Origin of the sequence: Ancylobacter moscoviensis, assembly GCF_007559435.1 — a bacterium.
In the GTDB taxonomy this organism is placed as follows: domain Bacteria; phylum Pseudomonadota; class Alphaproteobacteria; order Rhizobiales; family Xanthobacteraceae; genus Ancylobacter; species Ancylobacter moscoviensis.
In genome coordinates this window covers 1,253,604-1,278,794 of the sequence record NZ_VMBP01000001.1, presented here as the reverse complement: position 1 = coordinate 1,278,794, position 25,191 = coordinate 1,253,604, and the positions used below count along the sequence as shown (strand labels likewise).

Below are 25,191 nucleotides of genomic sequence, written 5' to 3'. Positions count from 1 at the left end.
ATCTGCTCAGGACAAGGCTTCGCCATTCGCGTCTTCGCCCGAAGACACGGCGGGGTTCGATCTCGATGGAAGATGAGGGGCGCGCCGCCCCTCATCGCGACGACGGATGGCGGCTCAGGTCACCGGCCAGTTGTCGTCGCGGCGCTTCCAGCCTTCGGCGAAGTGCTCGGGCATGCCGGCGGTCTCCGGCATCTCCTCCAGGCGCATCAGGAAGATGTCGTGCTGGATCTCCTGCTCGTCCGTATAGACCTTGTCGTTGACGAACTCCGGCGGCACGCCGCGGATGCCGGACAGGCGGCCGATGCGCCATTCCGCGTCCACCTTGGTGCAGATGACGACGAGTTTGCCCTTCGGCGATTCCCCGCGCATGCGCAGCAGCACGCGGCGCAGCACCGGATTCTCGTGCACGCCGCCGGTGACGATGGTGGTGTCGCCGGGGGTCTCGCATTTCAGCACGGAGAAGCCGGCGACCCCCTTCATGGAGTCGACGCATTCCCGATGCTCACGGATGAGCGCCTCGCGCTCGGGCGTTCCCTTCTTCGGAATAGGGATCATGACGGCCTCGCTGATTTTGGGGAGAGGCACCCCTGCTCCGGGGCGCAAGAAAGCACGCGGCCTAAATAGAAAGGCCGGAAATCTTCAGTCATGGCGCCTGGCCACCAAGATTTTTACAATTCAAAATCTACACAGGACAGTTCTTTACGTCAATATATTGGAATAAAATTTTCCGCAGAAGAAACTCAAACGACTGTCAGATCGTCATGTGCTTTTCGACGAGAGCATCCGTCATCTCGGAAATCGCCCCACGCGCGACGACGCGGCCGTTATCGACCATCAGGAATGCATCCCCGAGCTTGCGGGCAACCTTGATGTGCTGCTCGGTCAGGATGAGGCTGATGCCGAGTTCCTTGTTGAGCATCCGCAGAATCTCGCCGATCTCGTGCACGATGTTGGGCTGGATGCCCTCGGTCGGCTCGTCGAGCAGAAGCACCTGCGGCCCGACCGCGAGCGCGCGCGCGATGGCGAGCTGCTGCTTCTGCCCGCCCGACAGCAGGCCGGCGCGGCGCTCCAGATTGTCGCGCAGATAGGGGAAGATGCGCAGGCAGATCTCCGGGATTTCCGACGCCTTGTCCTTGCGGGCGAAGGTGCCGAGCAGGATGTTCTCGCGCACGGTGAAATCCGCGAGGATGCCGCGCCCCTGCGGCACGTAGCCGATGCCGTAGCCGGCGCGCTGATAGGGTGCCTTGGCCTCGATCGCCTCGCCATTGATGCGGATCGCGCCGGTGGAGCGGTCGGTCAGCCCCATGATGGTGCGCATCAGCGTGGTCTTGCCGACGCCGTTGCGGCCGAGCACGCACAGGCACTGGCCCTTCTCCATGTCGAAGGAGAAATCCCGCAGGATGCGGGTGGCGCCGTAATAGGAGGAGACGTTGTCGAAGGTGAGCAGCATGGTCAGGCGGCCTCCTGCTCGCCGAGATAGACGTCGCGCACGCGCGGATCGGCTTCGATGTCCTGGATGGTGCCCTGCGCCAGCAGCGAGCCCATGTGCATGACCGTGACGACGTCGGCGATCTCGCGCACGAAGCCCATGTCATGCTCGACGACGATGAGGGTCGTGGTCTTGCGCAGCTCCTTGAAGATCGCCGCGGTCTTCTCGATCTCGCTCTCGGTCATGCCGGCGATGGGCTCGTCCATCAGCATGAGGCGCGGCTCCTGCATCAGCACCATGCCGATCTCCAACCACTGCGTCTCGCCATGCGAGAGGATGCCCGCCCTCTCGCCGAGGCGATCGGTGAGTCCGGCCAGCGTGGCGATCTCGTCGAGCTTTCGCTCCAGCCCTGGCGAGCGGAAGCGGAAGAGATTCCAGAACGGATTCGTCTGCCGGCTAAAGGCTACCGTCAGGTTCTGCCGCACGGTGAGATCGCGCAGCACCGCCGGCACCTGGAACTTGCGCCCGATGCCGGCGCGGGCGATGACGTGCTCGGGCTGGGCGGTGATGTCCTGACCGGCGAAGACGACCTTGCCGGAGCTCGGCTTGATGCGGCCGGTAATGAGATCCATCGTCGTCGTCTTGCCGGCGCCATTCGGCCCGACAAGGCAGCACAACGTGCCCTCGACCACTTCGAGGCTGAAATCGTCGATCACCTTGATGGTATCGAAGCTCTTGGAAAGGTTGTGGATTTCCAGAAGTCCCGCCATCGCCCTCACTCCGCAGGAACCGGCTCGGCGCCGTTCGATTCCGCCGACGATTTCGGCTTTCGCGTCGCGAACAGGCCGAGGGCGGCCTCCAGCAGGCTCGCCAGGCCGTTCGGCAGGAAGCGCACGATGACGATGAAGAAGCCGCCGAGGATAAGCAGCCAAGTGGAGAGGAAGGTGTCGCCGAGATAGCTCTGCGCACCCTGGATGACGAAGGCGCCGACGATGGCCCCGACCAGCGACAGCCGTCCGCCGATCGCCGCCCAGATGACCATGGAGAGGCTGAAGCCGACATCGAGCTGAGCCGGCGACACATATTGCACCAGCATGACCCACAGGCAGCCGGCGACGGCGGCGATGAGGCCGGCGATGGTGTAGATCATCGTCTCGTAGCCCGCCACGCTGTAGCCGAGGAAACGCACGCGCTCGGCATCGTCGCGGATCGCCTGCGTCACCAGCCCGAAGGAGCTCTGGGTGATCAGCTTGGCGAGGACGGTGGCGATCATGAGCGCGAAGAACACCGTCCAGTAGGCGAGCGGGCTGTAAGGGTCGACCTCGACGCCGGCGAACTGGAGCGGCGACGGCGGGGTGATGCCGTTGACGCCGCCCGTATAGGCCTGCCGGTCGAGGATAATGGTGTAGAAGGCCGAAAGCATGGCCAGCGTCATGATCGCGAAGAACGGACCGGACACCCGGGCGCGGAACATGATGGTGCCGAAAATCGCGCAGAACAGCGTGGGGACGGCGATGGCGCAGACGATGCCGAGGCCGGTATTGGCGAAGGGCCACCACAGCATCGGCAGGTAGTCGAGGCCGTTGTTCAGCATGAGCGGCGGGATCGGGTTCGATTCCGTCTGGGTCTGCATCTGCATGGTCATCGCCATGCCGTAGGCGCCCAGCCCGAAGGCGATGCCCTGGCCGAGATTGAGGATGCCGCCGAAGCCCCAGCACAGGCTGATCGACAGGGCGAGCATGCCGTAGACGCCGTAGGTGGCGAGCTGGTTCAGCAGGAAGTCGTCGTCGATGCGCATCGGGACGATGGCGAGCACGGCGAAGAAGGCCGCGTAGGCAAGCCATTGCGCCGTCTTGTTGTGGTAGAGATTTCCCATGATCGCCTCAGCGTGCCCCGTGCCGCAGGATGGTCGCTCGCCTCGCCTTCATCGCCGCGTCCCCGCCTTGGCGAAGAGGCCCTGCGGGCGGAACCGCAGGAAGACGACGATCAGCACGAAGATGAGGAAGCGGGCGAAGGTGTCGTTGGTGAAGAAGGCGAACACCGACTGCATCTCGCCGGTCACGCCGCTGGCGACGACGCTGCCGGCGAGCGAGCCGCCGCCCACCACCACCATCAGGAAGGCCTGCACCACATAGCTCGCGCCCATGGTCGGCAGCACGATGTTCAGCACCCCGAACAGCGAGCCCGCCACCCCGGCGAGGCCGGCGCCGAGCGCGAAGGTGAGCATGTAGACACGGCTGGAATTGATGCCGAAGGAGGCCGCCATCTCCTTGTTCTGCATCACCGCGCGCACCTGCACGCCGAAGCGCGTCTTGTAGAACAGCAGCCAGAGCGCCAGCACCAGCAGCGCCGTGACGAGGAGCACGATGACGCGGAAGGTCGAGATGGAGAGGAAGCCGAGGGAGAGGTTGGAGGAGAAGATCTCCGGCACGGCGAGATATTTCGGGTCGGAACCGAAGATCAGCCGTACGCCCTGCATCAGCACGAGCGAGACGCCGTAGGTGGCCAGCAGCGTGTCGAGCGGACGGTTGTAGAGGTACTGGATCAGCCCGCGCTCGAGGATCAGCCCGACCAGGGCGACGATGACGAAGGAGGCGGGGATGCAGAGCAGATACGGGACGCCGAGGTAGTATTGCAGCATGTAGGAGCTGTAGGCGCCCAGCATGATCAGCTCGCCATGCGCCATGTTGATGACGCCGGCGGCCCCGTAAATGATGGTCAGCCCGAGCGCGGCGATGAGCCAGATGCTCGCAATGCTGACGCCGAGAATGAGTGCGTTCAGGATCGATCCGAAATCCATCGCCAGCCCTTCGTCGCGGCCATGCCGCCTGTTTCCGCCAGCCCCTCCCCTTTCGTGGGAAGGACCGGCGGCGCTTTATCGCCTTGCCGCTCGGCTCCGCCGGAACGTGCCGGCGGAGCCGAGCATCGTCGTCAGATCACGTTCTTGCGGATCTTCCCGTCGGGGGCCTTGAGGCCGTCCTTGGTGCAGACGCCGATATCCGGGTAGATCGAGTAGGGGTCCGGGGCGACCTGCGCGTCCGCCGCCTTCACGATCTTGAAGGTGCCGTCCGCCTGGCACTGGCCGATCTTCGGCTTCAGCCAGGTGTTGAAGTTCTGGTCGTCGATCCAGATCAGCCCTTCCGGCGAGACCGCGTCCTCGACCCGGATGCCGCCGGAATGGTCGCGGATGGCGCGCGGGGTGACGTTCTCGAAGCCGACGGCTGCGGCCGCCTTCTCGAAACCCGACTTGAACACATAGGCGGAGAGATAGGTCTCCTCCATGTTGTAGTGGGTCGTGCCGTTCTTGCCGTAGGGGCTCTTGAGGAAGCCCTCGACGAACTTCTGGTTGGTCGGATTGTCCAGCGTCTGGAAATACGGCGCGGAGAGGAAATGGCCGGCGCCGAACTCGGCGCCCATGGCCCGGGTCTCGATCTCGCCCGTGGTGAGCGAGGCGATCGGCATCTGATCGACCTTGAAACCTTCCTGCTTGAACTGCTTGTGGAAGGCGATGTCGGAGGCGCCGACCACCGTCGAGAAGATGAAGTTCGGCTTGGCGTCGCGGATCTTGTTCAGCACCGGGCCGAACTCGGAGCTGCCGAGGGGGATGTACTCCTCGCCGAGCAGCTCGCCGCCCGCCTGCTCCAGCCAGATCTTGGCGTTCTTGTTCGACTCCTTCGGCCACACATAGTTGGAGCCGACGAAGAAGACCTTCTTGCCGAAGTTCTGCACCATGAAGGGGATGAGGTCCTTCGAGTGCTGGTTGGCCAGCGGCCCGGTGCAGATGGTGTTCTGCGTGCACTCCGCGCCCTCGTAGCAGGTCGGGTAGTACAGCAGGTGGTCGCGCTGCATGATCGTCGGCAGGATCGCCTTGCGGCTGGCCGAGGTGTAGCAGCCGAAGATCGCGATCACCTTGTCGCGCAGGATGAGTTCCTTGGTCTTCTCGGAATAGACGTTGAAGTCCGACTTGGCGTCGACGATCACCGGCTCGACCGGCACGCCGCCGACGCCGCCCGCCTTGTTGATCTCGTCGAAGGCGTATTGGAGGACGAGGGTGGAATCCTCCTCCGGCACGGCCAGCGCGCCGGTGAGCGAGAACAGGACGCCGACCTTGAGCGGCTCGCCCTTCTTGAGCGCCGCGGCCCGCGCTTCGCTCGGTACCCAGATGTGAGGAGCCAGCAGCGCGCCCGAGGCGAGGCCGGCGGTCTTAAGCAACTTCCGACGCGTGAAATCCATCGTTGCGATCCCTTGGAAGTATTGAAGCTGTGAAAGCGCGGCTATCTGCCGGCCCCAGGCCATTCGCTCGGAGTGCCGTTCGCCACGATGAAACGTTACGTGCGGCTATTCCTGTATGTCAACAATATTTCTTCACAGTGATGCACTATTTTAGACAGATTCCGAGTCGTCATTACGTATTGATCAATACATATGCATATTGATTGATAAATCATCATTTATATTTTTGTACAAATAACCTGATATAAGACTATATTCCTTATTTATAGTTTGAATGTCAGAGGGTGGCGCCTCTTTAATCAGTCTCACGTCATCAATTCCGGCGCCGAAGACACGGCCCGTCCGTCGACGCAGCTACTTCCGGCGATGAGCGGGCGCGAAGCCGAGCATCCTCCCGACACTGAGGGTGAAAAGCGCCTCCGCCGCGCGGACGATCCGCCCGCCATTCGGCGCGATGAGACGCACCGCGATGCCCGCGCCGTTCGGCGCCGCGCCGGCGGCTCCGAAGCAGCCGGCCCCGTCGATCGCCTCCTCGATCGCGGCCACGTTCGGCAGACGCCCGGGTGGGCCGAGCAGCAGCACCGAGCCGACAGCCCCCGCCTCCGGCCCGAGGATCGACGCGGGACCGACGACATCCGTGCCGTCGACGCTCCCCCGGTCGGCGAGGAGGAGGTTGCCGCCGGCATCGAAGACGCACGTTTCCGTCGACAGCCGTCCGAACGGCCGGCCCAGGCCCGAGAAGTCGTGCCAGGAAACGCCGTCGGCGAGGATCGCCAGCGCCCCCTCGGCAAGGTGGATGTCGGTCCGCCCGATGAACTCCGCGCCGGGAAACAGGATCAGCGGATCGAGCGTGAGCGCCGCGAAGGCGCCCGGCCCGACCGAGACCCGCATCTGCTGCCGCGCCGGCTGCCCGCCCGTGTCGTGCACCACGGTGGCGGCCTGGCTCGTCACATGGGCGAGCGCGCCCGGCTTCAGTGTGACCTCGAGGCTCAGATCATCGTCGCGATAGAGGCCGCCGGACGCCGATTGCAGATAGAGCGTCGCGAGGTCCGGCCGTTCGACATCGAGCGCGAAGGGGCGCGTGACGTGGAACGGATAGGGCGTGATCTGCCGCACCAGCGCCGAGCGCCCGCCCCCGCGCGCGAAGACGAGTTCGGCCGCGCGCCGCCGGCCGGCCGCCTGAAGGCCCACTCCCCCGGAATAGGCCACGGGCTTCATGGCCGGAACAGCACGGCGCGACAGATCATGTCGGCCACCGTGTCCACGCCCTCGCCCGACCGGGCATTGATGGCGACCACCGGGCGCTCGCCCCGCGCCCTCTGCGCCTCTTCCAGCATTCCCGGCAGATCGACCCCGACATGCGGCGCGAGATCGACCTTGTTGACGATCAGCAGATCGCATTTGAGGACGCCCGGCCCCTTCTTGCGGGGGATGTCGTCGCCGCCGGCCACGTCGATGACGAACATCCACCAGTCGACGAGATCGAGCGAGAAGGTGGAGGCGAGGTTGTCGCCGCCGGATTCGAAGATCACCAGTTCGAGGCCCGGAAAGCGGACCTCAAGATCGTCGCCTGCCGCCATGTTGAGCGTGGGGTCCTCGCGGATGACGGTGTGCGGGCAGGCGCCCGCCTCCACCGCCGAGACGCGCTCGGGATCGATGAGGCCGGAACGGCGCAGGCGTTCGGCGTCCTCGCGCGTCACCAGATCGTTGGTCACGACGGCGAAATCGACGTCGCGCGCCTGAAGCTCGGGGATCAGCCGCTCGATCAGCGCCGTCTTGCCCGAGCCGACCGGGCCGCCAATGCCGATCCGCGCCGCCGAGGCCAGACGGCCGCTCTTCTGTCCCTGTGGTCTCTCCAGCATCCGTGTCACCGCAGCATGTAGCGTTGCGCGAGGGGCAGCGTATGGGCGGGCTCGCAGGTGGCGAGCTCGCCGTCGACGAACACGTCGAAGGTCTGCGGGTCGACGCGGATGTTCGGGCAGGCATCGTTGTGCAGCATGTCGGCCTTGCGCAGGCCGCGCGTGCCGCTGGCGGGCAGCAGCCGCTTCGACAGGCCGAGTTCCTCGCCGAGCCCGCGGGCGATGGCGAGCGGGTGGACGAAGCAGGCCGAGAGCGCCGGCGCGGCGAGGCCGAAGGCGCCCCATTGCGGGCGCAGCAGAACCGGCTCGCAGGTCATCAGCGAGGCGGCGCTGTCGCCCATCGCGCCCCAGGCGATGAAGCCGCCCTTGATGACGAGTTCCGGCTTGATGCCGAAGAAGGCGGGGCGCCAGACCACGATGTCGGCGATCTTGCCGTCCTCCAGCGAGCCGACATGCTCGGCGATGCCAAAGGTCCGCGCCGCGTTGATGGTGTACTTGGCGATGTAACGCCGGATGCGCTCATTGTCGCCGAAGCCCGGCTTCTCCTCCGGCAGGGCGCCGCGCTGGTCCTTCATCTTGGAAGCGAGCTGCCAGGTCCGGCAGATCACCTCGTGGATGCGGCCCATGCCCTGGCTGTCCGAGCCGAGCATCGAGATGGCGCCGATGTCGTGGAGGATATCCTCGGCGGCAATGGTCTGCGCGCGGATGCGGCTTTCCGCGAAGGCCACATCCTCCGGCAGCGCCGGGTTGAGATGATGGCAGGTCATCGTCATGTCGAGGTGCTCGTCGAACGTGTTGACCGTGTAGGGGTTGGTCGGGTTCGTCGACGAGGGCAGGCAATGCGCCACGCCCGCCACGCGGATGATGTCCGGCGCGTGGCCGCCGCCCGCGCCCTCCGTGTGGTACATGTGGATGGTGCGCCCGCCGATGGCGGCCAGCGTGTCTTCCAGGAAACCGCTCTCGTTCAGCGTGTCGGTGTGGAGCTGGACCTGATAGTCCAGATCGTCCGCCGAGCGCAGGCAGGCGTCGATGGTCGCCGGCATGGCGCCCCAGTCCTCATGGATCTTGAGGCCGAGGCAGCCGGTTTCCAGCTGCTCCTTCAGCGAGCCGGGAATGTGGCTGTTGCCGCGCCCGAGGAAGCCGAAATTCATCGGCCAGGCTTCAGAAGCCTGCAGCATCTTGCCGGTGTTGAACGGCCCGCCGGAATCGATGCCCACGGTGATCGGCCCGAGCGAGCCGCCCAGCATGGTGGTGATGCCGCTCGCCAGCGCGTGCTCGACGAGGCCGGCGCTGTCGAAATGCACGTGCACGTCGATGCCGCCGGCGGTGGCGATCAGGCCCTCGCAATCGCGCACCGTGGTGCCGGCGCCGACGACGAGGCGCGGATCGACCCCGTCCATCACCGCGGGATTGCCGGCCTTGCCGACGCCGACGATGCACCCGTCCTTGATGCCGAGATCGCCCTTTACCACGCCGAGCACGGCGTCGATCAGCGTGACGTTGCAGAGCAGGAAGTCGAGCGCCCCCTCCGCGTTGGTGATGCCGGCGGCGAGGCCCATGCCGTCGCGCAGCGTCTTGCCGCCGCCGTGCAGGCATTCGTCGCCATAGACGGCATGATCTTTCTCCACCACCGCGACCAGCGAGGTGTCGCCGAGGCGCACCCCGTCGCCGACCGTGGGTCCGTAAAGGGCGGCGTAGTCGCGACGTCTGACGATCGCCATCTCTCCCTCCCTCACGCGCCGCGGAAGCCGGCCGCGCGCGCCCGTGCGAGCGCGGCGTCGCGGGCTTCCGGCGTGGTGGTGTCGCCGTCCGACAGGCCGTTGAGGCCGCCGAGGAAACGCCTGCCGCCGAAGGGGACGAGCGTGACCGGCTTGGACTGGCCGGGCTCGAAGCGCATGGCGGTGCCGGCGGGAATGTCCAGCCGCATGCCGAAGGCGGCCGCGCGGTCGAACGCCATGGCGCGGTTGACCTCGAAGAAGTGGAAATGCGAGCCGATCTGGATCGGCCGGTCGCCGGTGTTCACCGCCTCCAGCGTGACCTTCGGCCGGCCGGCGTTCAGCTCGATCTCGCCGTCGAGCGGCAGGCTCTCGCCGGGGCGTACGGTCTCCTCCGCCGCGCCCTCCGCCGGGCGGATGGGTTCGTGCACCGTCACCAGCTTGGTGCCGTCCGGAAAGACGCCCTCCACCTGCAGGATGTCGATCATCGCCGCCACGCCCGGCATGACGTCCGTGGTGGTGAGGATGGTCGCGCCGTAGCCGATCAGCTCGGCGACGGAGCGGCCGTCGCGCGCGCCTTCCAGGATCTCGTCGGTAATGAGCGCCACCGCCTCGGGATGGTTGAGCCTGCAGCCGCGCGCGCGGCGCTTGCGGGCGAGCTCCGCGGCCGAAAAGATCGTCAGGCGTTCGAGTTCGGTCGGCGTCAGCAGCATGGTGGTTCAGGAACTCAATTGGAGAACAGACGGACCTCGCCGCGCGCATGGCGCAAAGCGGCGATGTCGAGGCGCGGGGAGAAGCTTCCGATGCGGGCGGGAACGGGCGTGTCGGCCAGCGCGGCGAGGACGGGCAGCAGCCGGCGCAGCATGGCCTGCGCGGTGACGGCGCCGACGAGGCCGAGCCGCACCGCGGCCGTGGCGAAGCCGGTGAGCGCGACATAGCCGGAGGCCAGCACCGCGCCCGGCAGGTCGAGCCCCGCTCCCCGCCAGACGACGCCCTGCACCACGGGCAGATGGCCGAGCGCCCGGCCCTGCCGGATGCGGGCCAGCAGATCCTCCGCGCCGGGCGTGCCGATGCGCGCATGGGCGGCGACGAGCCCGGCGCCGTTGCGGCGCGAGCCGGTGCGGAAAGGCTCGGCCAGCGTCGTCGCCTCGACCTCGCGGTCGACAGCCTCCACCGCGTCGAGATCGTCTTCCGCCCCATAGGCCCGCACCAGCGCGACGCGATCCGCGCTCGCCCAGCGATGGCGCAGCGCGGCGGCCGCGACACCCTCAAGTTCGCCCTCACCCATCGGACCGGACAGGGCGGCGAGCCCCTCCAGCCCGTTGGAAAAGGCGAAGCCGCCGCTGGGGAAGGCGGTATCGGCCTGCCAGATGGCGAGAAGGCGCTCGATCATGCCGCCATCTCCCCGGTCACCACGATGCGGGGAATGGAGGCGACGCCCGGCAGCGCGTCGATGCGCGCGTAATAGCCCTCGATCGGCCCCTCGAGCGCGACCAGAAGTCTTTCGCCGGCAAACCGAATGCGCCAGTGCAGATTGCCGGCGTGGTAGCCGAGCTCCACGCCCTCGGCGATGGAGCGCGGTTGGAAGCTCAGCCAGCGCTCCACCTCGGCACGCACGACGATGGCGCGATCCTCGTCGAGCAGCAGCACGGCGCCGTCGAACAGCTTCTGGTCGCGCGGCAGCGCGATGGCGAGGTCCTCGCCCCTGGCCGAGACGAGACGCAGCCGGCGCCGGGGCATGTCGACGGTGGAGACGGTGACGACATCCACCCCGCCGCTGTGCTCCAGACGGTGAATCCGCTCATGGAAGGCCGGTTCGAGCCGGCTTCCGAGAACACGTTCGATCATCAGCATGGCACGCACAGCTCACTGCGAGGAAAGCTCGACGACGTGTATTCCGGCGAACGCAGACGGGGGCTCCGGCACGCTCCGAACGTGAACGAAAGCAATGCCGACGATGTTTCGCGGGGTACCGGCGTATCCGTACGGCATGCGCAAGTCTCCTGTGGCGCGGCCATGCCGGCCGACGCGCGTTTTCCGGGAGTTTTCAAGAACAGGCAGCCAAAAGTGGCGAAAGCGGTAATGCAGTCAGGCAGAGTGAGGCCGACAGGAGGACGCGGGGCCTATCGACCCAATAATCGGGTCGACGGAATGCCTTCCCGGAGCCAACGGCTCACGGCGGCGCCTCATATGTCGGGGACAAAGGCGGGACGCCCTTGTCCCGCGCAAATAAAAAGCCCGCCAAATCCGCGAATACGGGTTTGTCGGGCTACATCGCCTCTCCGGACGGTCAGCCTCGACCATCCAGCTCCGCCGACGAAGTAAGCACTACTTCGTACGACGAGCGAAGCTAAACACTATCGGGACGGAAATTCAAGAGCTCGCTCGCATTAATAATGGCGACCGCCATCTCTTCCATCGAGATCCGCTTCGCCATGGCCTGCCGGCGGATCGACTGGTAGGCCTCGTCCTCGGAAATGCCGTGGCTGCCCATGAGGATCGCCTTGGCCTTCTGGATCTGCTGCATGCTGGTGACCTTGCGCTCCAGCTTGCGGATGCGGCGGGCCTGCTCCTTGCGCTCCAGCCAGAGGCTGCGCGCCAGCGTGATCTGGGTCAGCAGGCCGAACGGCTTGATCGGGCGCTCCACCACCGCCAGCGCGCCGCTTTCGAGCACGAGGGCGAGCGTCGAGGGATTCTCGTAGCCGACGATGGCGATGACCGTCGGTGCCCGCTCCGAATGCGAGCGTGTGAGCTTGTGCAGCGTGTCGCGATCCTCCTGGTCGACCGAGAGCAGCACCAGATCGGCATTCTCCGCATAGGCGGATGGCGGCGGCCAGGTGGTCTCCACGACGCAGCCGATGCGCTTGAGATGATCGACGAGCTGCTGGCCTTCCACGTCGTTGGCGTGGATGACCTGAACCCGCAGCCCCCTGATGTCGCGCAGGATCTGGATCGACATGGCATCCCCCTCAGAAGGGTTCCGCCTGCTCGACGAAATCCGCCGACCAGTCGTCGAGGCTCTGCGCGATGCAATAGGGATCGGGCTTCACGCGCACGCCGGGGTTCCAGATGATCTGGAAGCGCCCCTTGGCGTCGAGCCGCGCCACGCGCGGCCACAGATAGGTGTGATGGTTCTCCGCATCGACCCGCACCCGCCCCTGCGGCGCGTCGAACTCGATCGCCTTGATCTCGGCGATGATCCGCTGCGGCTCGTCCGTGCCGGCGCGCGCTAGGGCGCGGGCGGCCAGATGCATCTGGAAATAGGCGGCCTCCGCTGCGGAAGGCACCGGCGCATTCTCGCCGAAGCGGGCGCGATAGGCCGCCACGAAGGCCCGCGCGGCGGGGGTCGCCAGCGTGTCGAAGAAGGTGGCCGCCGCAATATGCCCCTCAGCGACGCCCGGCGCCATCTCGGCGATGTCAGCTTCCGACGTCGCGACGCTGGCGATGGGCATGGTGGCCGGATCGAGGCCCGCCTCGCGATAGGCCTCGTAGAAAGGCGCCGTCGCCTGCCCGACGATGGTGGAGAAGATCACGTCCGGGCTGTGCTTCCTGATGCGCTTGATGGCGCGGGAGATTTCCTCCGGGCCGGCATTGAGGGCGATGTAAACCTCATCGACGACCTTGCCCCGCACCTGCGTGACGAAGTCGGCCATGATGCGGTTGGATTCGTAGGGGTAGCTGTAGTTCGAGGCGATGAAGAACACGCGCTGCCCGTGCTTGGTCAGCACGTATTTCGCCAGCTGGAAGGCGTTCTGGTTGGGCACCGCGCCGGTGAAGATGGCCTGCGGCGAATATTCGAAGCCCTCGTAGAAGGTGGGGTAGAACAGCACCCCGCGATAGCCGTCGATCAGCGGTAGCACCGCCTTGCGCACGCTCGACATGTAGCAGCCGAACAGCAGGCGGACGCCCTCCAGCCCCAGCATGCGGGCGGCGATGTCGCGGAAGCGACGCGGATTGGAGCCGCCATCGACGTGCAGCGGCTCGACGGGACGCCCGAGGACGCCGCCGGCGGCGTTGATCTCTTCAATGGCGAGCAGGGCCGCATTCAGCTGGGTCTGTTCGATATTCGCCGTCACCCCCGTCGTCGAATACAAAAGACCGACGCGCCACGCTCCGCCAATCACAACGCCGAACCTCCAGCCCGCACTTTCCCCGAGGATTCATGAACGCTCGCGCCGGCTTTTGACAGATCAAATGATGCGCGCACCGCCCAGCGAATAATCACTCTGCCATCGGAATGCCGCCGGGATCGGAAAGAATTCTCATAGTCTAGGCAACGAACCCGCAATATCCGCCGCCCCGGCCTGCGCAGTATTTGTTCGGCCCGTCGGGATCAGCCGGCGATCGCCCGCCGGATGACACGCACGGCCTCGGCGAAATCGGCGAGGCGCATGTCCTCCTGCGGGTTGTGGCTGCCGTTCTGGTTGCGTACGAAGAGGAGGACCGAGGGCACGCCGCGATTGGCGAAGACCGACGTGTCATGACCCGCGCCGCTCGGCATCTCCACGGCACGCACGCCCTCGCGCGCGGCGGATGCCGCGAACCGGGCGCGCAGGGAGGCGTCGAGGATCGCGGGCGTGCTGCCGGTCTTCTCGCCGAAATCGAAGTGCACGCCACGCCGCTGCTCGATCACCGCCGCTCGGGCCATCAGCTCGCCATGGATGCGCTCCAGCACGGCCGGGCTCTCGCCGCGCACGTCGAGGCAGAAGCCGATCTCGCCCGGCACCTTGCTGAAGGCGTGCTGCGCCGGATCGGTCCCGACCTCGCCGAAGGTAATGGTGGCCCGCGCGCCTTCGCGTTCCAGCCCGTCCCATGTGGTTTCCAGCGCGGCGACGAGATCGGCGAAGGCGACCACCGCGTCCTGCCGGTAGGCGCGTGGCACCGCGCCGGAATGGCCGTAGCTGCCGAGGCAGCGAGCCTTGCGGTAGCGGAACGAGCCGGCGATGCCGGTGACGAGCCCCAGCGCGGCGTCCTCACGTTCCAGCACCGGGCCTTGCTCGATATGCAGCTCGACGAAACCGTGGATGCGGGCCGGATCGAGATGCGCCTCGCCCCGCGCCACCGCCTCGGCATCGAAGCCGAGCGCCTCCATGTGCTCGCGCAGCGTCCGGCCGGTATCGGCCCGCCGGGTCTCCAGCGCCTCCGCCGGCAGGAGGCCGAACGCCGCGCGGCTGCCGAGATAGGAAACCGGGAACCAGGTGCTTTCCTCGGCGCGGATCACCATGACGGTGAGATCGCGCGCGAGCCGGCGCCCTTCCTCGCGCAGCGCGGCGACGACCGCGAGGCCCGCCAGCACGCCGGCGGCGCCGTCGAAATTGCCGCCATGCGGCACGCTGTCGATATGCGAACCGATGATCCAGCCCGGCAGCGCGGGATCCTCGCCCGGCAGGGTGAGATAGAGATTGCCGGCCGCGTCCACCGCCTCGTGAAGGCCGAGTTCCAGCCCGGCCCGCCGGACGAGGGCATGGGCGAATTCCTCGCCTTCGCCATAGGCCGCGCGGGTGATGCCCGGCTCGTCCGTGGTGTGGAGACGCAGTTCCTCGAACAGTCGCCCGGCAAGGGCGATCGCGGCGGCCGGCAGCGCGCTCATGACGCGCCCTCCGGCCAGAGGCGCGGGGCCACGTCCGTATTGACGAGATGGTCCGGCCGCCGGCCGTCGAGCACCTCGACCACCTGCCGCGCCAGCGCGGTCGCCGTCCGCCGCAACGCCGCCTCGGTCGATCCCGCGACATGCGGGGTCAGCACCACATTTTCGTGGCCGACGAGAGGCGAGGAGAGCGGCAGCGGCTCCTGGGCGAAGACGTCGAGGCCCGCCCCGCCGATCCGCTTCCCGCGCAGCGCCTCGGCCAGCGCCTCCTCGTCGATCACCGCGCCGCGCGCCGTGTTGACGAGGAAGGCCGTCGGCTTCATCCGGGCGATCTCGGCCCGGCCGATCAGGTGGCGGGTCTGCGGCCCGCCCGGCAGATGCAGCGAGACGATATCGGCCCGGGCCAGCAGGCGGCCGAGGTCCGGCTCGTGCGCGAGGCCGGCGGCGGCGACGGCGGGATCGTGAGCGCGGCGCGTCCAGACCAGCGGCTCCATGCCGAGCGCCCGAGCTAGCCGCGCCGTCTCCCGTCCGATAGCGCCGAAGCCGACGACGCCGAAGGTGGCGCCTTCCAGCTCCGTCAGCGCGGAGCGGTATTTGAAGCTCGCATCGCCCGTCCGCACCGCCCGTTCGCCCGGCCCGATCTGCTTGGCGAGGTGGAAGACGAGCGCCAGCGCATGTTCGGCGACCGAGCGCGCATTGGCCCCCGGCGTGTTGACGACCGGGATGCCGCGCGCCGTCGCCGCCGCCAGGTCCACATTGTCCACGCCGGTGCCGTGCACGCCGATGACGCGCAGCCCCGGCGCCGCGTCCATCAGGGCGGCATCGACGAGCGCGTCGCGGGTCAGCACCGCGCGCGCCCCGGCGATCTCCGCCAGGAGCGCCGCGCGCTCCAGCGAGCCGGCCAGCCGCACCTCGTGGCCGGCGCCCCGCATCAGGTCGGGGCCGGCCTCGTGGATGCGCTGGAGGATGAGGCAGAGCGACGCCATGAGCAGCCCCCGGCAGTGGATCGGTCAGATGCCGCGAATGGCGCCGCCGTCGACACGCAGTTGCGCGCCGGTGACGTAGCCGGCCCGCGCGCTGGCGAGGAAGGCGACCGCGTCGGCGAATTCCCGTGGCGTGCCGTAGCGCCCGGCGGGGATGGCGGCGCGCGAGGCGGCCGCGACGGCCTCGACACTCTGCCCGCTGCGCGCGGCGGCGGCGGCGTCCAGCTCGTCCACGCGCTGCGTGTGGATGCGCCCGGGCAGCACGCAGTTCACGGTCACGCCCTCCGCCGCCACCTCGGCGGCAAGGGTCTTCGCCCAGCCGACGATGGAGGCACGCAGCGCGTTCGAGATGCCGAGATTGGGGATCGGCTGGGCCACGCCGGAGGAGACGATGTTGACGATCCGTCCGAAACCGCGCGCGCGCATGCCGGGCAGGAGCCGCGAGGTGATGAGGAAGATGGCGCCCACCATGGTTTCGAACTGCGCGCTCCAGGTTTCCGGCGCGACGGCGGAAACCGGACCGGGCGGCGGGCCGCCGGAATTATTGACGAGGATGTCGACCGGCCGCGTCTCCAGCCCGGCGAGCGCCGCGCGCACGCCGGCGCGGTCCGCCAGGTCGAGCGGCAGGATCTCCGCCGCGCCGCCGGCGGCGGTGATGCCGGCGGCCGCCGCCTCCAGCGTGCTCGCGCTGCGTCCGGCAAGAATGACCCGCGCGCCTTCGGCGGCGAGGGCCTGCGCGACGGCAAGGCCCAGTCCGCGGCTCGCGCCCAGCACCAGCGCGGTGCGTCCCCCGATCTCCAGATCCATGGCTCACCTGCCGTGCAGCTTGGCGCCGAGCCGGGCCATCAGCTCGTCGAGTTCCTGATGGTCGCGCGCGGTCAGCTTCGGGCCGGGATGGCGGGTGTTGGAGCAGGCGATGATGCCGCGCCGGCGCAGCACATCCTTACGCACGGCGAGGCCGAAGCCCATCTGCTGCTCGTGACGCAGGATCGGAAGGTAGATGTCGAACAGGTCCTCGGCCCCCTCGACGTCGCCGGCGTGGAACTTCGCGCACACCTCGACCAGCATCTCGGGATAGGCGAAGCCGGTCATCGCGCCGTCGACGCCGCGCCGCAGCTCCTGCGGCAGATAGAGGCCGCCATTGCCGACGAGGATGGAGACGCGCCGGCCCTCGCCCTTGTCCGAGCGCTCGCGCATTCTCGTGATCTTCGGCAGGCCGGAGGCTTCCTCGTGCTTCAGCATGACGAAGTTCGGGAAGGCGTCGATCAGCCGGTGCAGCACCGCGACGGAAGAGACCGTGTTGGTCGTCTGCGGATAGTCCTGGTAGCAGACCGGCACGTCCGGCCCGAGCCGGGTGAGCACCTCGGCCCAGTAGCCGAAGACCTGGTCGTCGGTCTTCAGCCCCGGCTGGGGCGCGATCATCAGGCCGGCGGCGCCGAGGTCCATGGCCTCGCGGGCGAAGCGCACGAGATTGTCGGTGCCCGGATTGCTGGCGCCGACGACGATCGGCCGGCGGCCATCGACACGCTTCATGACGTGTTCGAGGAACGCCCGCGCTTCCGTCGGGGCGAGCTTGGGCGCCTCGCCCAGCACGCCGAGGATGGTGATGCCGGTAACGCCGGCCTCCAGGTAGAAGTCGATCAGCGAATCCGTGCTGGCGAAATCGATCTCGCCCGTCTCCGTGAAGGGCGTGGGGGAGATGATGTAGACGCCCCGCGTCCGTTCGTTGATCTTTTCGGCCGCCATGGGGCCCTCCTCAGATGGCGCGGAGCTTTTCGATGATGCTCAGCTTGACGTTTTCGATGTGGGTCTGGATGCCGGCGCGCGCGGCCTCGCGGTCCTCGCGGCGCAGGGCATCGATGATGGCGAGATGTTCGCGGTGGCCGATCTCGAAGCGCTCGGGCACGCGGTCCATGTTGAACATGTGCGTCTTCAGGCGCAGGTCCTGGATGTGCTTGGCCAGCACCGCGTTGCCGCTGTGGCTCGCGATCAGGCCGTGAAGGCGGCTGTCGACCTCCCAGTCCTTTCCGGCGGAACGGTCGGGATCCTCGAGCAGTGAACGGATATCGGCCTCCACCGCGTCGAGTTCGGCGAGGGGGATGCGGCCGGCGGCGAGACGCACGCCCTCCATTTCGAGGATCTGGCGCACATGCAGCGTCTCGATCAGCTCACGGGTGGAGAACTCCTTGACCACCAGCACGCCGCCGGGCTGGCGGGTGATGAAACCCTCGCTTTCCAGCCGGTTCAGCGCATCGCGCACCGGGGTGCGCGACATGTCGAGCGCCTCGGCGATGCGACGTTCCTGCAGCACCGAGCCGACGGCGATCTCCCGCTTGATCAGCCGGTCGAGCAGTTCGTTGTAGGCCGTCTGGCCGAGGCTCTCCTCGCGCTCCTCGCGCGGGCCGGCGACGGGCTTGGGGCGGGCGGAAATGGGCATGCGGGACTCTGCGACCAAAACTCTGCGAAGGGGCGCCCGGCCGCATGTGGGGGTCGGCCGGGCGCGGCACGGGAGGAGGATCAGAACTGCGTCTTGATCGGGTCCTTCGGTGCGGGCGAATAGCCGATCAAGGGGGTGGTGAGCTTGGCATAGGTGCCGTCGGCGATCATGTCCGCCAGCGCCTTGTTCACCGCCTTGACGAGGTTCGGCTTGCCCTTCTTGAAGGGAAAGCCCTTCTGAACGTGGCTGAGATACTCGTCGACCAGCACCAGCGGCAGCTTCGAGGCCTCGATGGCATAGGCGGCGGCGATGGAATCGGTGATCACCGCATCGATATTGCCGTTCACCAGATCCTGGATGGCGTCCGATTCGGCCTTGTAGGCCTTGGCGGTGGCGCCGCGCTCCTCGGCCAGCTTCTGCCAGGTGGAGGAGACCAGCACGCCGACCGTCTTGCCCTTGATGTCGGCGGGCGTCTTGATCGGCGAATCCTTCTTGGTGACGATGCGCCCGCCCGACTCCAGCCAGCCATCGGCGAACATCACCTGCTTCTGGCGCTCGGCCGTGATGTCCATCGCATCGGAGGCGAAATCGTACTGGTCGGCGGCGAGACCGACGAGCAGCGCCTCCCACTTGATGATGACCGGCTCGTAGGCGAGGTTCAGCCGGCGCGCGATCTCCTTGCCGACACGGATCTCGAGCCCGTCCAGTTCGCCGTTCGGGGCGCGCATGGAAAAGGGCGGATAGGTTCCTTCGGTGGCGATGAGCAGCGTGCCGGGCTTGATCAGCTCCAGTTCCTGCGCACCTGCCGGCGCGGCGACGCCACCGGCGATGAGACCGCCGACGAGAGCGGCGGCGAGCACGGGAAGAAGTTTCAGACGCATGTTTTGTCCCTCTGTCGTCTGCTGTCCTCTGGTCGTCAACGGGCCGCCGCGGCGGCTCCGGTCCGCTCGTGAAGGAGAGCGCATCGCGCTCCCGTTCAGGATTTCATGGCCGCGCGCAGCGCCAGCAGTTCGGCCATCACCGTCGCCGCGACGAGCGCCGTGGTCTGGGCCGGCTGGTCGTAGGGCGGGCAGAGCTCCACCACATCCGCGCCGACGAGGTTGATCCCCTCGATGCGGCGCAGCAGGTCGAGCGCCTCGCGGGTGCTGGGGCCGCCGGCCTCGGGCGTCTGAACCGCCGGGGCGAAGGCCGGGTCGATGAAGTCGAGGTCGAAGGTGAGATAGGCCGGCGCACCCGCCGTGCGCGCGGCGATGCGGGCGGCAAGCGCCGGGATGCCCATCTCGAACATGTCGTCGGTGGTGACGACCTCGTAGCCGAGATCCAGCGACTGGCTCACATCGTCCGCCTTGAACAGCGAACCGCGCATGCCGATCTGGATCGAGCGGGCGGGATCGACGATCCCCTCCTCGACCGCGCGCCGGAACGGGGTGCCGGCGCTGTAGCGCTTGCCGGCGAAATACTTGTCCCAGGTATCGCTGTGGGAATCGAACTGGATCAGCGCCAGCGGCCCGTGCCTGGCGGCGACCGCCCGCAGCCCCGCCAGCGTCACCGAATGATCGCCGCCGATGCCGAACGGCGTCACCCCGGCATCGACGACGGCGTGCACGGCCGCCTCCAGCCGCTCCAGCGATTCGATCTCGTAGCCCGGCACCACCGCCGCGTCGCCGGCATCGGCGCAGGCCAGCCGCTCGAAGACGTTGATGTTCCGGTACGGGTTGATCGGGCGCAGCATGATCGACATCGCCCGTACCGCGTTGGGCGCGAAGCGCGCCCCGGTGCGGAACGGCGCGCCGGAATCCGACGGCAGGCCGATGATGGCGGCGTCCAGCCCCTCGAGCGTCGTCGCCTGCGGCAGGCGCATGAAGGTCGGCACCCCGCAGAAGCGCGGCGTTTCGAGCGAATCGACAGGCAGGACGCTCATCTTCAAGGGCCTTTCACAAGGAGCGGGCGTAGTGCCGCTCAAGGCGGCCCGCCGCCTGCGAGATGAGCGTGGTCATCAGCAGGTAGATCAGGGCCGTCGCGATGTAGAATTCAAAGGGGCGGAAGGTGGTGGCGATGATGGTCTGTGAATAAAGCGTCAGCTCGACGACCGTGATGGTGGAGAGCAGCGAGGTGTTCTTCACCATCGTGATCGCCTCGTTGGTCACGGGCGGCAGGATCACGCGGAAGACCTGCGGCAGGATGATGCGGCTCATCATCTGCCAGCGCCCCATGCCGAGTGCCTGGGCCGATTCCGTCTGGCCCTTCGGAATGGCGGAAAGACCCGCCCGCACGATCTCGGCGACATAGGCCCCGCCATTGATGCCGAGCGCGACGACGCCGGCGACGAAGGGCGAGAGCCGCAGGCCGAGCTGCGGCAGGCCGAAATAGATGATGAAGATCTGGATCAGCGTCGGCGTGCCGCGAACGAACCAGATGTAGAAATGGCTCGCCTGCCGGAGCGCGGCGAAGCGCGAGACCTTGCCCAGCGCCGCCAGCAGCCCGCAGCCCCAGCTCACCAGGATGGCCAGCAGCGACAGCACGATGACCAGCCAGCTGGCCTGCGCGAAGCCCGGGACATAGGGTGCGAAGCCTTCCCACCACGAAGCGATGCGATCCGCGATCATGCCGCGCCTCCCGCGCCGGCCTCGGCGCCGTAGGCGTCCTCGTGCAGCACGCGGCGCAGGAACTGCTTCAGCCGCTCGCTCCTCGGCTGGCGCAGCACCTCGCCCGGCGGACCGTCCTCGGCGATCACTCCCTGGTCGAAGAACAGCACCCGGTTCGAGACCTCGCGGGCGAAGCCGATCTCGTGCGTCACCAGCAGCATGGTCATGCCTTCGCCCGCGAGGCTCGCCATCAGCGAGAGCACCTCGCCGACCAGTTCGGGATCGAGCGCCGAGGTCACCTCGTCGAACAGCATCAGGCGCGGCTGCATGGCGAGGGCGCGCACGATGGCGACGCGCTGCTGCTGTCCGCCGGAGAGCCTGGAAGGATAGGCATGGCGCTTCTCGGCGAGGCCGATGCGGGCGAGCAGTTCCTCGGCCTTGGCGACCGCGTCGGCGGGCGCCTCGCCCTTCACGCGGATCGGCGCCTCGATGACGTTTTCCAGCACGCTCATGTGCGGCCACAGATTGTAGCTCTGGAACACCATGCCGATGCGGGCGCGCAACTCGCGCAGCTGCCCGGCGGTGGGGGCGCGGCGGGCGCCCTCCTCATAGTCGAAGTGGAAGCCCTCGAAATCCATCGTCCCGCCGCTGGGCATCTCCAGCACGTTGATGCAGCGCAGGAAGGTGCTCTTGCCCGAGCCGGAGGCGCCGATGATCGACACCACCTCGCCCGCATGCACGTCGAGCGACACGCCCTTCAGCACCGGATGGGCGCCGAAGCTCTTTTTCAGGTCGCGGATGCGGACGAGCGGGGCGGCCTCCATCAGGCGCGCCCGGTCGCGGGCGAGAAGATGTCGATCAGGCAGTCATGCGGCGTGCGCGCCTCGCCATTGATCGGCGTGATGTCCTGCGGGCAGCAGGAGAAGGCCATGACGATGTCGTCCTCGGCCTGCAGCAGCACATGCGCGCCGGGCTTCGAGGCCGGCAGCAGCCGGTCGAGCGAGCCGTCCGCGCGGACATCGACGCACATGAAGAAATTGGCCGGCGCCGGCGTGAAGGGCAGCGTGATGCCGAGTTCGCCGAGCCCCTCATGCATGTTGTCGGCGCAGGAGCGGTGATAGCCCTCGACGCCGAGCTGGCGGTAGATGTCGGCATTGCAGGCGCACAGCAGCGTGTCGTGCCGGCCCGAGGACGTGTCCTCGACGATCGACACCAGCGGCCGGCGCCGCGTGCTGACCAGCGGCGTGTCCTTCGTGACATAGACGGTGCTGTGGAAGGAGCGGAAATTGTCCATCGAGGTGAACTCGAAGATGTCCCGCTGGCTGAAGGCCCAGAAATCCACCGCCTGCGTGCCGCGGGGATTGGTCAGCTTGAGCCGCTGGCCCGCCTTCAGCCGCACCGCCTTGCCGAAGCCGGCCGGCAGGACGAAGGACTCGTCGAGGTGGTAATCCATCGCTGCTCTCGCGCACCCGATCTTCCCGCCTGCAGCCACTTTCAGGAATGGCTCACGGCGGCACATTTCACTTAACTGCTTGATGTTGTTTGGTATACCCATGGAATTCAAGCGGCATTTTTAGTCAGCGACTGCTCAATTCCTAGGCGAATATGGCGGCGGAAGCGCTGGAGGCGGCCCTGGCCGGCCGGGGCACGGGAAACCGGGCGCGGAGCGATTCCGGCCAGCAACGCCTGCCGCCGCTGGCTTTCCGGGCGGTAGCTCCGGCGGCACGGTCGTGGTCTATGTCGATCTGGCACATATCTGGAAATGGACGCGCTCATCCTGTGCCGAGTGACGGAAGAACGTGCATGCCGATCGCCCCCGCCGACGCCCCCCGCCTTCTCGATGCCGGTGACGGCGGCCTTGTTGTCGAATTCGGCGACGCCATCGACGAGGGCGTGAACCGGCAGGTGATCGCGCTCGCCGATGCGCTCGACGCGAGCGCCCTGCCCGGCCTGCGCGAGGTCGTGCCGACCTATCGCTCCCTGCTCGTGCTGTTCGACCCGCTGGTGCTGTCGCGCCGCGCGCTGCGCGACGAGGTGCTGGCGCTGTGGCCGCCGCAGGCCGGCGCGGGCGAGCACAAGGGTTGCTGGCGCGTCCCGGTGATCTATGGCGGCGAACACGGCATCGATCTCGACCATGTGGCGCGCCTGCACGGACTGACGACGCAGGAGGTGATCGACCTGCACGCCGGCGCGGCCTATCGCGTCTACATGATCGGCTTCGCGCCGGGCTTCGCCTATCTGGGCGGCCTGCCGGAGGCGATCCACACCAGCCGCCGGAGCGAGCCGCGGCTGAAGACGCCGCCGCGCAGCATCTCCATCGGCGGCAGACAGACGGCGGTCTCGCCGCCGCTCGAAATTCCCAGCGGCTGGCACCTGCTCGGCCAGACGCCGGTGCGCTCCTACGATCCCCGGCGAACCGGGCGTCCCTTCCTCTTCGCCGCCGGCGACACCATCCGCTTCGCGCCGGTCGCGCCCGCCGATTATGGCGCGCTGTGCCGCGCGGCCGAGGCTGGCGAGATCGTCGCACAGTGGGAGGCGTCGTGATGGGCGCCCACCTCGTCATCGAGCGGCCGGGCCTGTTCTCCAGCCTTCAGGACTTCGGCCGCTTCGGCTATCAGCGCTTCGGCATCTCCGCCTCGGGTGCCATGGACAGCCTCTCCCTGCAGCTGGCCAACCGCCTCGTCGGCAATCCCCGCGACATGGCGGCGATCGAGCTGACCATGCTCGGCCTCTCCGCGACGGTGGAGGAAGGATCGGCGCGGCTGGCGCTGGCCGGCGCCGACATGCCGCTCTCCATCAATGGCCGTCCGGCCGAAGGCTGGCGGGCCTACGCCCTCGCGCCCGGCGACCGGATCGAGATCGGCGCCGCGCGCACGGGCATGCGGGCCTATCTCGCCATTGCCGGCGGCTTCGCCGTCGCGCCGACCCTCGGCAGCCTGTCGACCCATTCGCGCTCGGCCATCGGCGGGTTCGAGGGGCGCGCGCTGCGCGCAGGCGACCGGCTGCCGCTCCAGGAGGCGCCGGCCGCCCCGCTGCTCACGCTGGCACCGGAGGACAGGCCGGCGGAAACGGGGCCGATCCGCGTCGTGCCCGGCCCGCAGGACGACCATTTCACTCCCGCCGGCCTCGCCACCTTCCTGTCCTCCGGCTATCGCGTGACGGAGAAGGCCGACCGCATGGGCGCCCAGCTCGACGGCCCCGCCATCGAGCACGCGGACGGCTTCAACATCGTCTCCGACGGCATCATGAACGGCTCCATCCAGGTGCCGGGCAATGGCCGTCCGCTGGTGCTGCTCGCCGACCGCCAGACGACGGGCGGCTATCCGAAGATCGCCACCGTCATCGGCGCGGATCTCTGGCGCCTCGGGCAGGCGCGGCCGGGCGACGTGCTGCGCTTCTCCGCCGTGACGGCGGACGAGGCGGAACAGGTGGCGCGGGCGCATGAGGAGCGGCTTCTCGCCCTCTTCGCGCGGATGACCGAGACGCCCCTGCCGGGGACGCAGCTTTCCAGCGAGCGCCTGCTGGCGCACAACCTTGTCAGCGGCGTCTGCTCGGCGCTCGCGCCGCTCGACCCGTGACCGGAGCATTCCCCATGAAGACCATCGATCTCAACTGCGACATGGGCGAAGGCTTCGGCGTCTATTCGCTCGGCGACGACCCGGCGATGCTGGAGATCGTCACCTCCGCCAACATCGCCTGCGGCTTCCACGCCGGCGACCCGCTGGTGATGGCGCAGACCCTGGAGAACGCGAAGGCACGCGGCGTCGGCTGCGGCGCGCATCCCAGCTTCATGGACCTGTGGGGCTTCGGCCGGCGGCCGATCCTCGGGCAGAGCCCGGCCGAGATCGAGAAGCAGCTGATCTATCAGATCGGCGCGCTGCAGGCTCTGGCGCACGCGCAGGGCATGAGGCTCGGCCATGTGAAGACGCACGGTTCGCTCGGCAACATGGCGAACGAGGACATCGATCTGGCGCGCGCCGTGGCGCGGGCGATCAAGGCGGTCGATCCGAACTACATCTTCGTGGTGATGCCCGGCCTGCCGACCGAGAAGGCCGGCGAGGAGGCCGGGCTGAGGCTCGCGCGCGAGATCTATGCCGACCGGGCCTATGCCGCCAACGGCAACCTCGCCTCCCGCAAGCTGCCGGGCGCGGTGCTGCACGATGCCGAAGCAGCGGCCGAACGCATCCTGGGCATTCTGGAGAGCGGCGAGGTGCTGGCGATCGACGGCACGCGCATTCCGGTGCGGGCGGACACGGTCTGCGTCCACGGCGACACGGCCGACGCGGTGGCGATGGCGCGGGCGGTCAAGCGCCGGCTCGACGCCGCGGGCTATGCCGTCGAGCCGATGGCGGAGTGGCTCTAG

27 protein-coding genes are annotated in these 25,191 nt (G+C 67.9%); 3 read left to right on the top strand and 24 right to left on the bottom strand.

Going from position 1 to position 25,191, the window contains the following annotated elements:
• Positions 1 to 114 precede the first annotated feature (114 nt).
• The 24 genes from FO470_RS05940 to FO470_RS05825 all read right to left on the bottom strand — a co-directional run bounded on the left by FO470_RS05940 (position 115) and on the right by FO470_RS05825 (position 22,281).
• Positions 115 to 555, bottom strand: coding sequence for a N,N-dimethylformamidase alpha subunit family protein (locus FO470_RS05940; protein WP_144341945.1), 441 nt, complete (start codon positions 553 to 555; stop codon positions 115 to 117).
• A gap of 196 nt (positions 556 to 751) precedes the next feature.
• A complete protein-coding gene (urtE, locus tag FO470_RS05935; RefSeq protein ID WP_144341944.1) occupies positions 752 to 1,450 on the bottom strand; it encodes an urea ABC transporter ATP-binding subunit UrtE in 699 nt (232 codons plus the stop codon).
• Between the two features lie 2 nt (positions 1,451 to 1,452).
• Positions 1,453 to 2,199 carry an urea ABC transporter ATP-binding protein UrtD gene (gene urtD, locus FO470_RS05930; RefSeq protein ID WP_144341943.1) on the bottom strand — a complete coding sequence of 249 codons (747 nt, stop codon included), beginning with the start codon at positions 2,197 to 2,199 and terminating at the stop codon, positions 1,453 to 1,455.
• A 5-nt stretch (positions 2,200 to 2,204) separates the two neighbouring features.
• Positions 2,205 to 3,305, bottom strand: a complete 1,101-nt coding sequence (urtC, locus tag FO470_RS05925) for an urea ABC transporter permease subunit UrtC (protein WP_144341942.1) — start codon at positions 3,303 to 3,305, stop codon at positions 2,205 to 2,207.
• A gap of 48 nt (positions 3,306 to 3,353) precedes the next feature.
• Entirely contained in the window at positions 3,354 to 4,229 is an 876-nt protein-coding gene (gene urtB, locus FO470_RS05920) for an urea ABC transporter permease subunit UrtB (protein WP_144341941.1), read from the bottom strand.
• A gap of 131 nt (positions 4,230 to 4,360) precedes the next feature.
• Positions 4,361 to 5,662: a transporter substrate-binding domain-containing protein gene (locus tag FO470_RS05915; protein ID WP_144341940.1), complete on the bottom strand. Its 1,302-nt coding sequence runs from the start codon at positions 5,660 to 5,662 to the stop codon at positions 4,361 to 4,363.
• 354 nt (positions 5,663 to 6,016) lie between these two features.
• The gene (locus FO470_RS05910) at positions 6,017 to 6,880 is read right to left on the bottom strand and encodes an urease accessory protein UreD (protein WP_144341939.1); all 864 of its coding nucleotides are present in this window, start codon (positions 6,878 to 6,880) and stop codon (positions 6,017 to 6,019) included.
• Positions 6,877 to 7,524: an urease accessory protein UreG gene (gene ureG, locus FO470_RS05905; protein ID WP_144341938.1), complete on the bottom strand. Its 648-nt coding sequence runs from the start codon at positions 7,522 to 7,524 to the stop codon at positions 6,877 to 6,879. Before ureG ends, FO470_RS05910 begins: the two co-directional genes overlap by 4 nt.
• 5 nt (positions 7,525 to 7,529) lie before the next feature.
• The gene (gene ureC / locus FO470_RS05900; protein WP_144341937.1) at positions 7,530 to 9,242 is read right to left on the bottom strand and encodes an urease subunit alpha; all 1,713 of its coding nucleotides are present in this window, start codon (positions 9,240 to 9,242) and stop codon (positions 7,530 to 7,532) included.
• Between the two features lie 11 nt (positions 9,243 to 9,253).
• The gene (locus tag FO470_RS05895) at positions 9,254 to 9,949 is read right to left on the bottom strand and encodes an urease subunit gamma (protein WP_144341936.1); all 696 of its coding nucleotides are present in this window, start codon (positions 9,947 to 9,949) and stop codon (positions 9,254 to 9,256) included.
• Between the two features lie 14 nt (positions 9,950 to 9,963).
• Positions 9,964 to 10,629, bottom strand: coding sequence for an urease accessory protein UreF (locus FO470_RS05890; RefSeq protein WP_144341935.1), 666 nt, complete (start codon positions 10,627 to 10,629; stop codon positions 9,964 to 9,966).
• The gene (ureE, locus tag FO470_RS05885; protein ID WP_144341934.1) at positions 10,626 to 11,090 is read right to left on the bottom strand and encodes an urease accessory protein UreE; all 465 of its coding nucleotides are present in this window, start codon (positions 11,088 to 11,090) and stop codon (positions 10,626 to 10,628) included. The genes FO470_RS05890 and ureE overlap by 4 nt, the downstream gene beginning before the upstream one ends.
• Before the next feature lie 496 nt (positions 11,091 to 11,586).
• Complete coding sequence (locus tag FO470_RS05880; protein ID WP_144341933.1) at positions 11,587 to 12,195, bottom strand: ANTAR domain-containing response regulator; 609 nt, start codon at positions 12,193 to 12,195, stop codon at positions 11,587 to 11,589.
• A gap of 10 nt (positions 12,196 to 12,205) precedes the next feature.
• Positions 12,206 to 13,360: a transporter substrate-binding domain-containing protein gene (locus FO470_RS05875; RefSeq protein ID WP_144341932.1), complete on the bottom strand. Its 1,155-nt coding sequence runs from the start codon at positions 13,358 to 13,360 to the stop codon at positions 12,206 to 12,208.
• Between the two features lie 209 nt (positions 13,361 to 13,569).
• Complete coding sequence (locus FO470_RS05870) at positions 13,570 to 14,826, bottom strand: Zn-dependent hydrolase (RefSeq protein ID WP_144341931.1); 1,257 nt, start codon at positions 14,824 to 14,826, stop codon at positions 13,570 to 13,572.
• On the bottom strand, positions 14,823 to 15,809 hold the full coding sequence (locus tag FO470_RS05865; RefSeq protein ID WP_144341930.1) for a hydroxyacid dehydrogenase: 987 nt from the start codon (positions 15,807 to 15,809) through the stop codon (positions 14,823 to 14,825). Before FO470_RS05865 ends, FO470_RS05870 begins: the two co-directional genes overlap by 4 nt.
• 24 nt (positions 15,810 to 15,833) lie before the next feature.
• Positions 15,834 to 16,613, bottom strand: coding sequence for an SDR family oxidoreductase (locus tag FO470_RS05860; RefSeq protein ID WP_144341929.1), 780 nt, complete (start codon positions 16,611 to 16,613; stop codon positions 15,834 to 15,836).
• Positions 16,614 to 16,616: 3 nt separating this feature from the next.
• Entirely contained in the window at positions 16,617 to 17,552 is a 936-nt protein-coding gene (locus FO470_RS05855; protein WP_144341928.1) for a dihydrodipicolinate synthase family protein, read from the bottom strand.
• Between the two features lie 10 nt (positions 17,553 to 17,562).
• On the bottom strand, positions 17,563 to 18,243 hold the full coding sequence (locus FO470_RS05850) for a GntR family transcriptional regulator (RefSeq protein ID WP_144341927.1): 681 nt from the start codon (positions 18,241 to 18,243) through the stop codon (positions 17,563 to 17,565).
• Positions 18,244 to 18,323: 80 nt separating this feature from the next.
• Entirely contained in the window at positions 18,324 to 19,124 is an 801-nt protein-coding gene (locus tag FO470_RS05845) for a transporter substrate-binding domain-containing protein (RefSeq protein WP_144341926.1), read from the bottom strand.
• 95 nt (positions 19,125 to 19,219) lie between these two features.
• Positions 19,220 to 20,164, bottom strand: coding sequence for an agmatinase (speB, locus tag FO470_RS05840; RefSeq protein WP_144341925.1), 945 nt, complete (start codon positions 20,162 to 20,164; stop codon positions 19,220 to 19,222).
• Positions 20,165 to 20,177: 13 nt separating this feature from the next.
• Complete coding sequence (locus FO470_RS05835) at positions 20,178 to 20,849, bottom strand: amino acid ABC transporter permease (protein WP_144341924.1); 672 nt, start codon at positions 20,847 to 20,849, stop codon at positions 20,178 to 20,180.
• Complete coding sequence (locus FO470_RS05830; protein ID WP_144341923.1) at positions 20,846 to 21,652, bottom strand: amino acid ABC transporter ATP-binding protein; 807 nt, start codon at positions 21,650 to 21,652, stop codon at positions 20,846 to 20,848. The genes FO470_RS05835 and FO470_RS05830 overlap by 4 nt, the downstream gene beginning before the upstream one ends.
• Entirely contained in the window at positions 21,652 to 22,281 is a 630-nt protein-coding gene (locus FO470_RS05825; protein WP_144341922.1) for a DUF1989 domain-containing protein, read from the bottom strand. Before FO470_RS05825 ends, FO470_RS05830 begins: the two co-directional genes overlap by 1 nt.
• A gap of 350 nt (positions 22,282 to 22,631) precedes the next feature.
• Here FO470_RS05825 and pxpB point away from each other — a divergent pair, with 350 nt between their 5' ends.
• From pxpB to FO470_RS05810, 3 genes are read left to right on the top strand one after another with little or no spacing between them, the layout of a single operon-like run.
• Positions 22,632 to 23,372 (top strand): 5-oxoprolinase subunit PxpB, encoded by a 741-nt coding sequence (gene pxpB, locus FO470_RS05820; RefSeq protein WP_144341921.1) that lies wholly within the window; start codon positions 22,632 to 22,634, stop codon positions 23,370 to 23,372.
• Complete coding sequence (locus tag FO470_RS05815) at positions 23,372 to 24,406, top strand: 5-oxoprolinase subunit C family protein (protein WP_144341920.1); 1,035 nt, start codon at positions 23,372 to 23,374, stop codon at positions 24,404 to 24,406. The genes pxpB and FO470_RS05815 overlap by 1 nt, the downstream gene beginning before the upstream one ends.
• A 14-nt stretch (positions 24,407 to 24,420) precedes the next feature.
• Positions 24,421 to 25,191, top strand: coding sequence for a LamB/YcsF family protein (locus tag FO470_RS05810; protein WP_144341919.1), 771 nt, complete (start codon positions 24,421 to 24,423; stop codon positions 25,189 to 25,191).

Excerpts from the sequence above, each read along its gene's own strand:
- FO470_RS05940 (WP_144341945.1), bottom strand. The coding sequence starts at position 555 with ATGATCCCTATTCCGAAGAAGGGAACGCCCGAGCGCGAGGCGCTCATC.
- urtE (WP_144341944.1), bottom strand. The coding sequence starts at position 1,450 with ATGCTGCTCACCTTCGACAACGTCTCCTCCTATTACGGCGCCACCCGC.
- urtD (WP_144341943.1), bottom strand. The coding sequence starts at position 2,199 with ATGGCGGGACTTCTGGAAATCCACAACCTTTCCAAGAGCTTCGATACC.
- urtC (WP_144341942.1), bottom strand. The coding sequence starts at position 3,305 with ATGGGAAATCTCTACCACAACAAGACGGCGCAATGGCTTGCCTACGCG.
- urtB (WP_144341941.1), bottom strand. The coding sequence starts at position 4,229 with ATGGATTTCGGATCGATCCTGAACGCACTCATTCTCGGCGTCAGCATT.
- FO470_RS05915 (WP_144341940.1), bottom strand. The coding sequence starts at position 5,662 with ATGGATTTCACGCGTCGGAAGTTGCTTAAGACCGCCGGCCTCGCCTCG.
- FO470_RS05910 (WP_144341939.1), bottom strand. The coding sequence starts at position 6,880 with ATGAAGCCCGTGGCCTATTCCGGGGGAGTGGGCCTTCAGGCGGCCGGC.
- ureG (WP_144341938.1), bottom strand. The coding sequence starts at position 7,524 with ATGCTGGAGAGACCACAGGGACAGAAGAGCGGCCGTCTGGCCTCGGCG.
- ureC (WP_144341937.1), bottom strand. The coding sequence starts at position 9,242 with ATGGCGATCGTCAGACGTCGCGACTACGCCGCCCTTTACGGACCCACG.
- FO470_RS05895 (WP_144341936.1), bottom strand. The coding sequence starts at position 9,949 with ATGCTGCTGACGCCGACCGAACTCGAACGCCTGACGATCTTTTCGGCC.
- FO470_RS05890 (WP_144341935.1), bottom strand. The coding sequence starts at position 10,629 with ATGATCGAGCGCCTTCTCGCCATCTGGCAGGCCGATACCGCCTTCCCC.
- ureE (WP_144341934.1), bottom strand. The coding sequence starts at position 11,090 with ATGCTGATGATCGAACGTGTTCTCGGAAGCCGGCTCGAACCGGCCTTC.
- FO470_RS05880 (WP_144341933.1), bottom strand. The coding sequence starts at position 12,195 with ATGTCGATCCAGATCCTGCGCGACATCAGGGGGCTGCGGGTTCAGGTC.
- FO470_RS05870 (WP_144341931.1), bottom strand. The coding sequence starts at position 14,826 with ATGAGCGCGCTGCCGGCCGCCGCGATCGCCCTTGCCGGGCGACTGTTC.
- FO470_RS05865 (WP_144341930.1), bottom strand. The coding sequence starts at position 15,809 with ATGGCGTCGCTCTGCCTCATCCTCCAGCGCATCCACGAGGCCGGCCCC.
- FO470_RS05860 (WP_144341929.1), bottom strand. The coding sequence starts at position 16,613 with ATGGATCTGGAGATCGGGGGACGCACCGCGCTGGTGCTGGGCGCGAGC.
- FO470_RS05855 (WP_144341928.1), bottom strand. The coding sequence starts at position 17,552 with ATGGCGGCCGAAAAGATCAACGAACGGACGCGGGGCGTCTACATCATC.
- FO470_RS05850 (WP_144341927.1), bottom strand. The coding sequence starts at position 18,243 with ATGCCCATTTCCGCCCGCCCCAAGCCCGTCGCCGGCCCGCGCGAGGAG.
- FO470_RS05845 (WP_144341926.1), bottom strand. The coding sequence starts at position 19,124 with ATGCGTCTGAAACTTCTTCCCGTGCTCGCCGCCGCTCTCGTCGGCGGT.
- speB (WP_144341925.1), bottom strand. The coding sequence starts at position 20,164 with ATGAGCGTCCTGCCTGTCGATTCGCTCGAAACGCCGCGCTTCTGCGGG.
- FO470_RS05835 (WP_144341924.1), bottom strand. The coding sequence starts at position 20,849 with ATGATCGCGGATCGCATCGCTTCGTGGTGGGAAGGCTTCGCACCCTAT.
- FO470_RS05830 (WP_144341923.1), bottom strand. The coding sequence starts at position 21,652 with ATGGAGGCCGCCCCGCTCGTCCGCATCCGCGACCTGAAAAAGAGCTTC.
- FO470_RS05825 (WP_144341922.1), bottom strand. The coding sequence starts at position 22,281 with ATGGATTACCACCTCGACGAGTCCTTCGTCCTGCCGGCCGGCTTCGGC.
- pxpB (WP_144341921.1), top strand. The coding sequence starts at position 22,632 with ATGCCGATCGCCCCCGCCGACGCCCCCCGCCTTCTCGATGCCGGTGAC.
- FO470_RS05815 (WP_144341920.1), top strand. The coding sequence starts at position 23,372 with ATGGGCGCCCACCTCGTCATCGAGCGGCCGGGCCTGTTCTCCAGCCTT.
- FO470_RS05810 (WP_144341919.1), top strand. The coding sequence starts at position 24,421 with ATGAAGACCATCGATCTCAACTGCGACATGGGCGAAGGCTTCGGCGTC.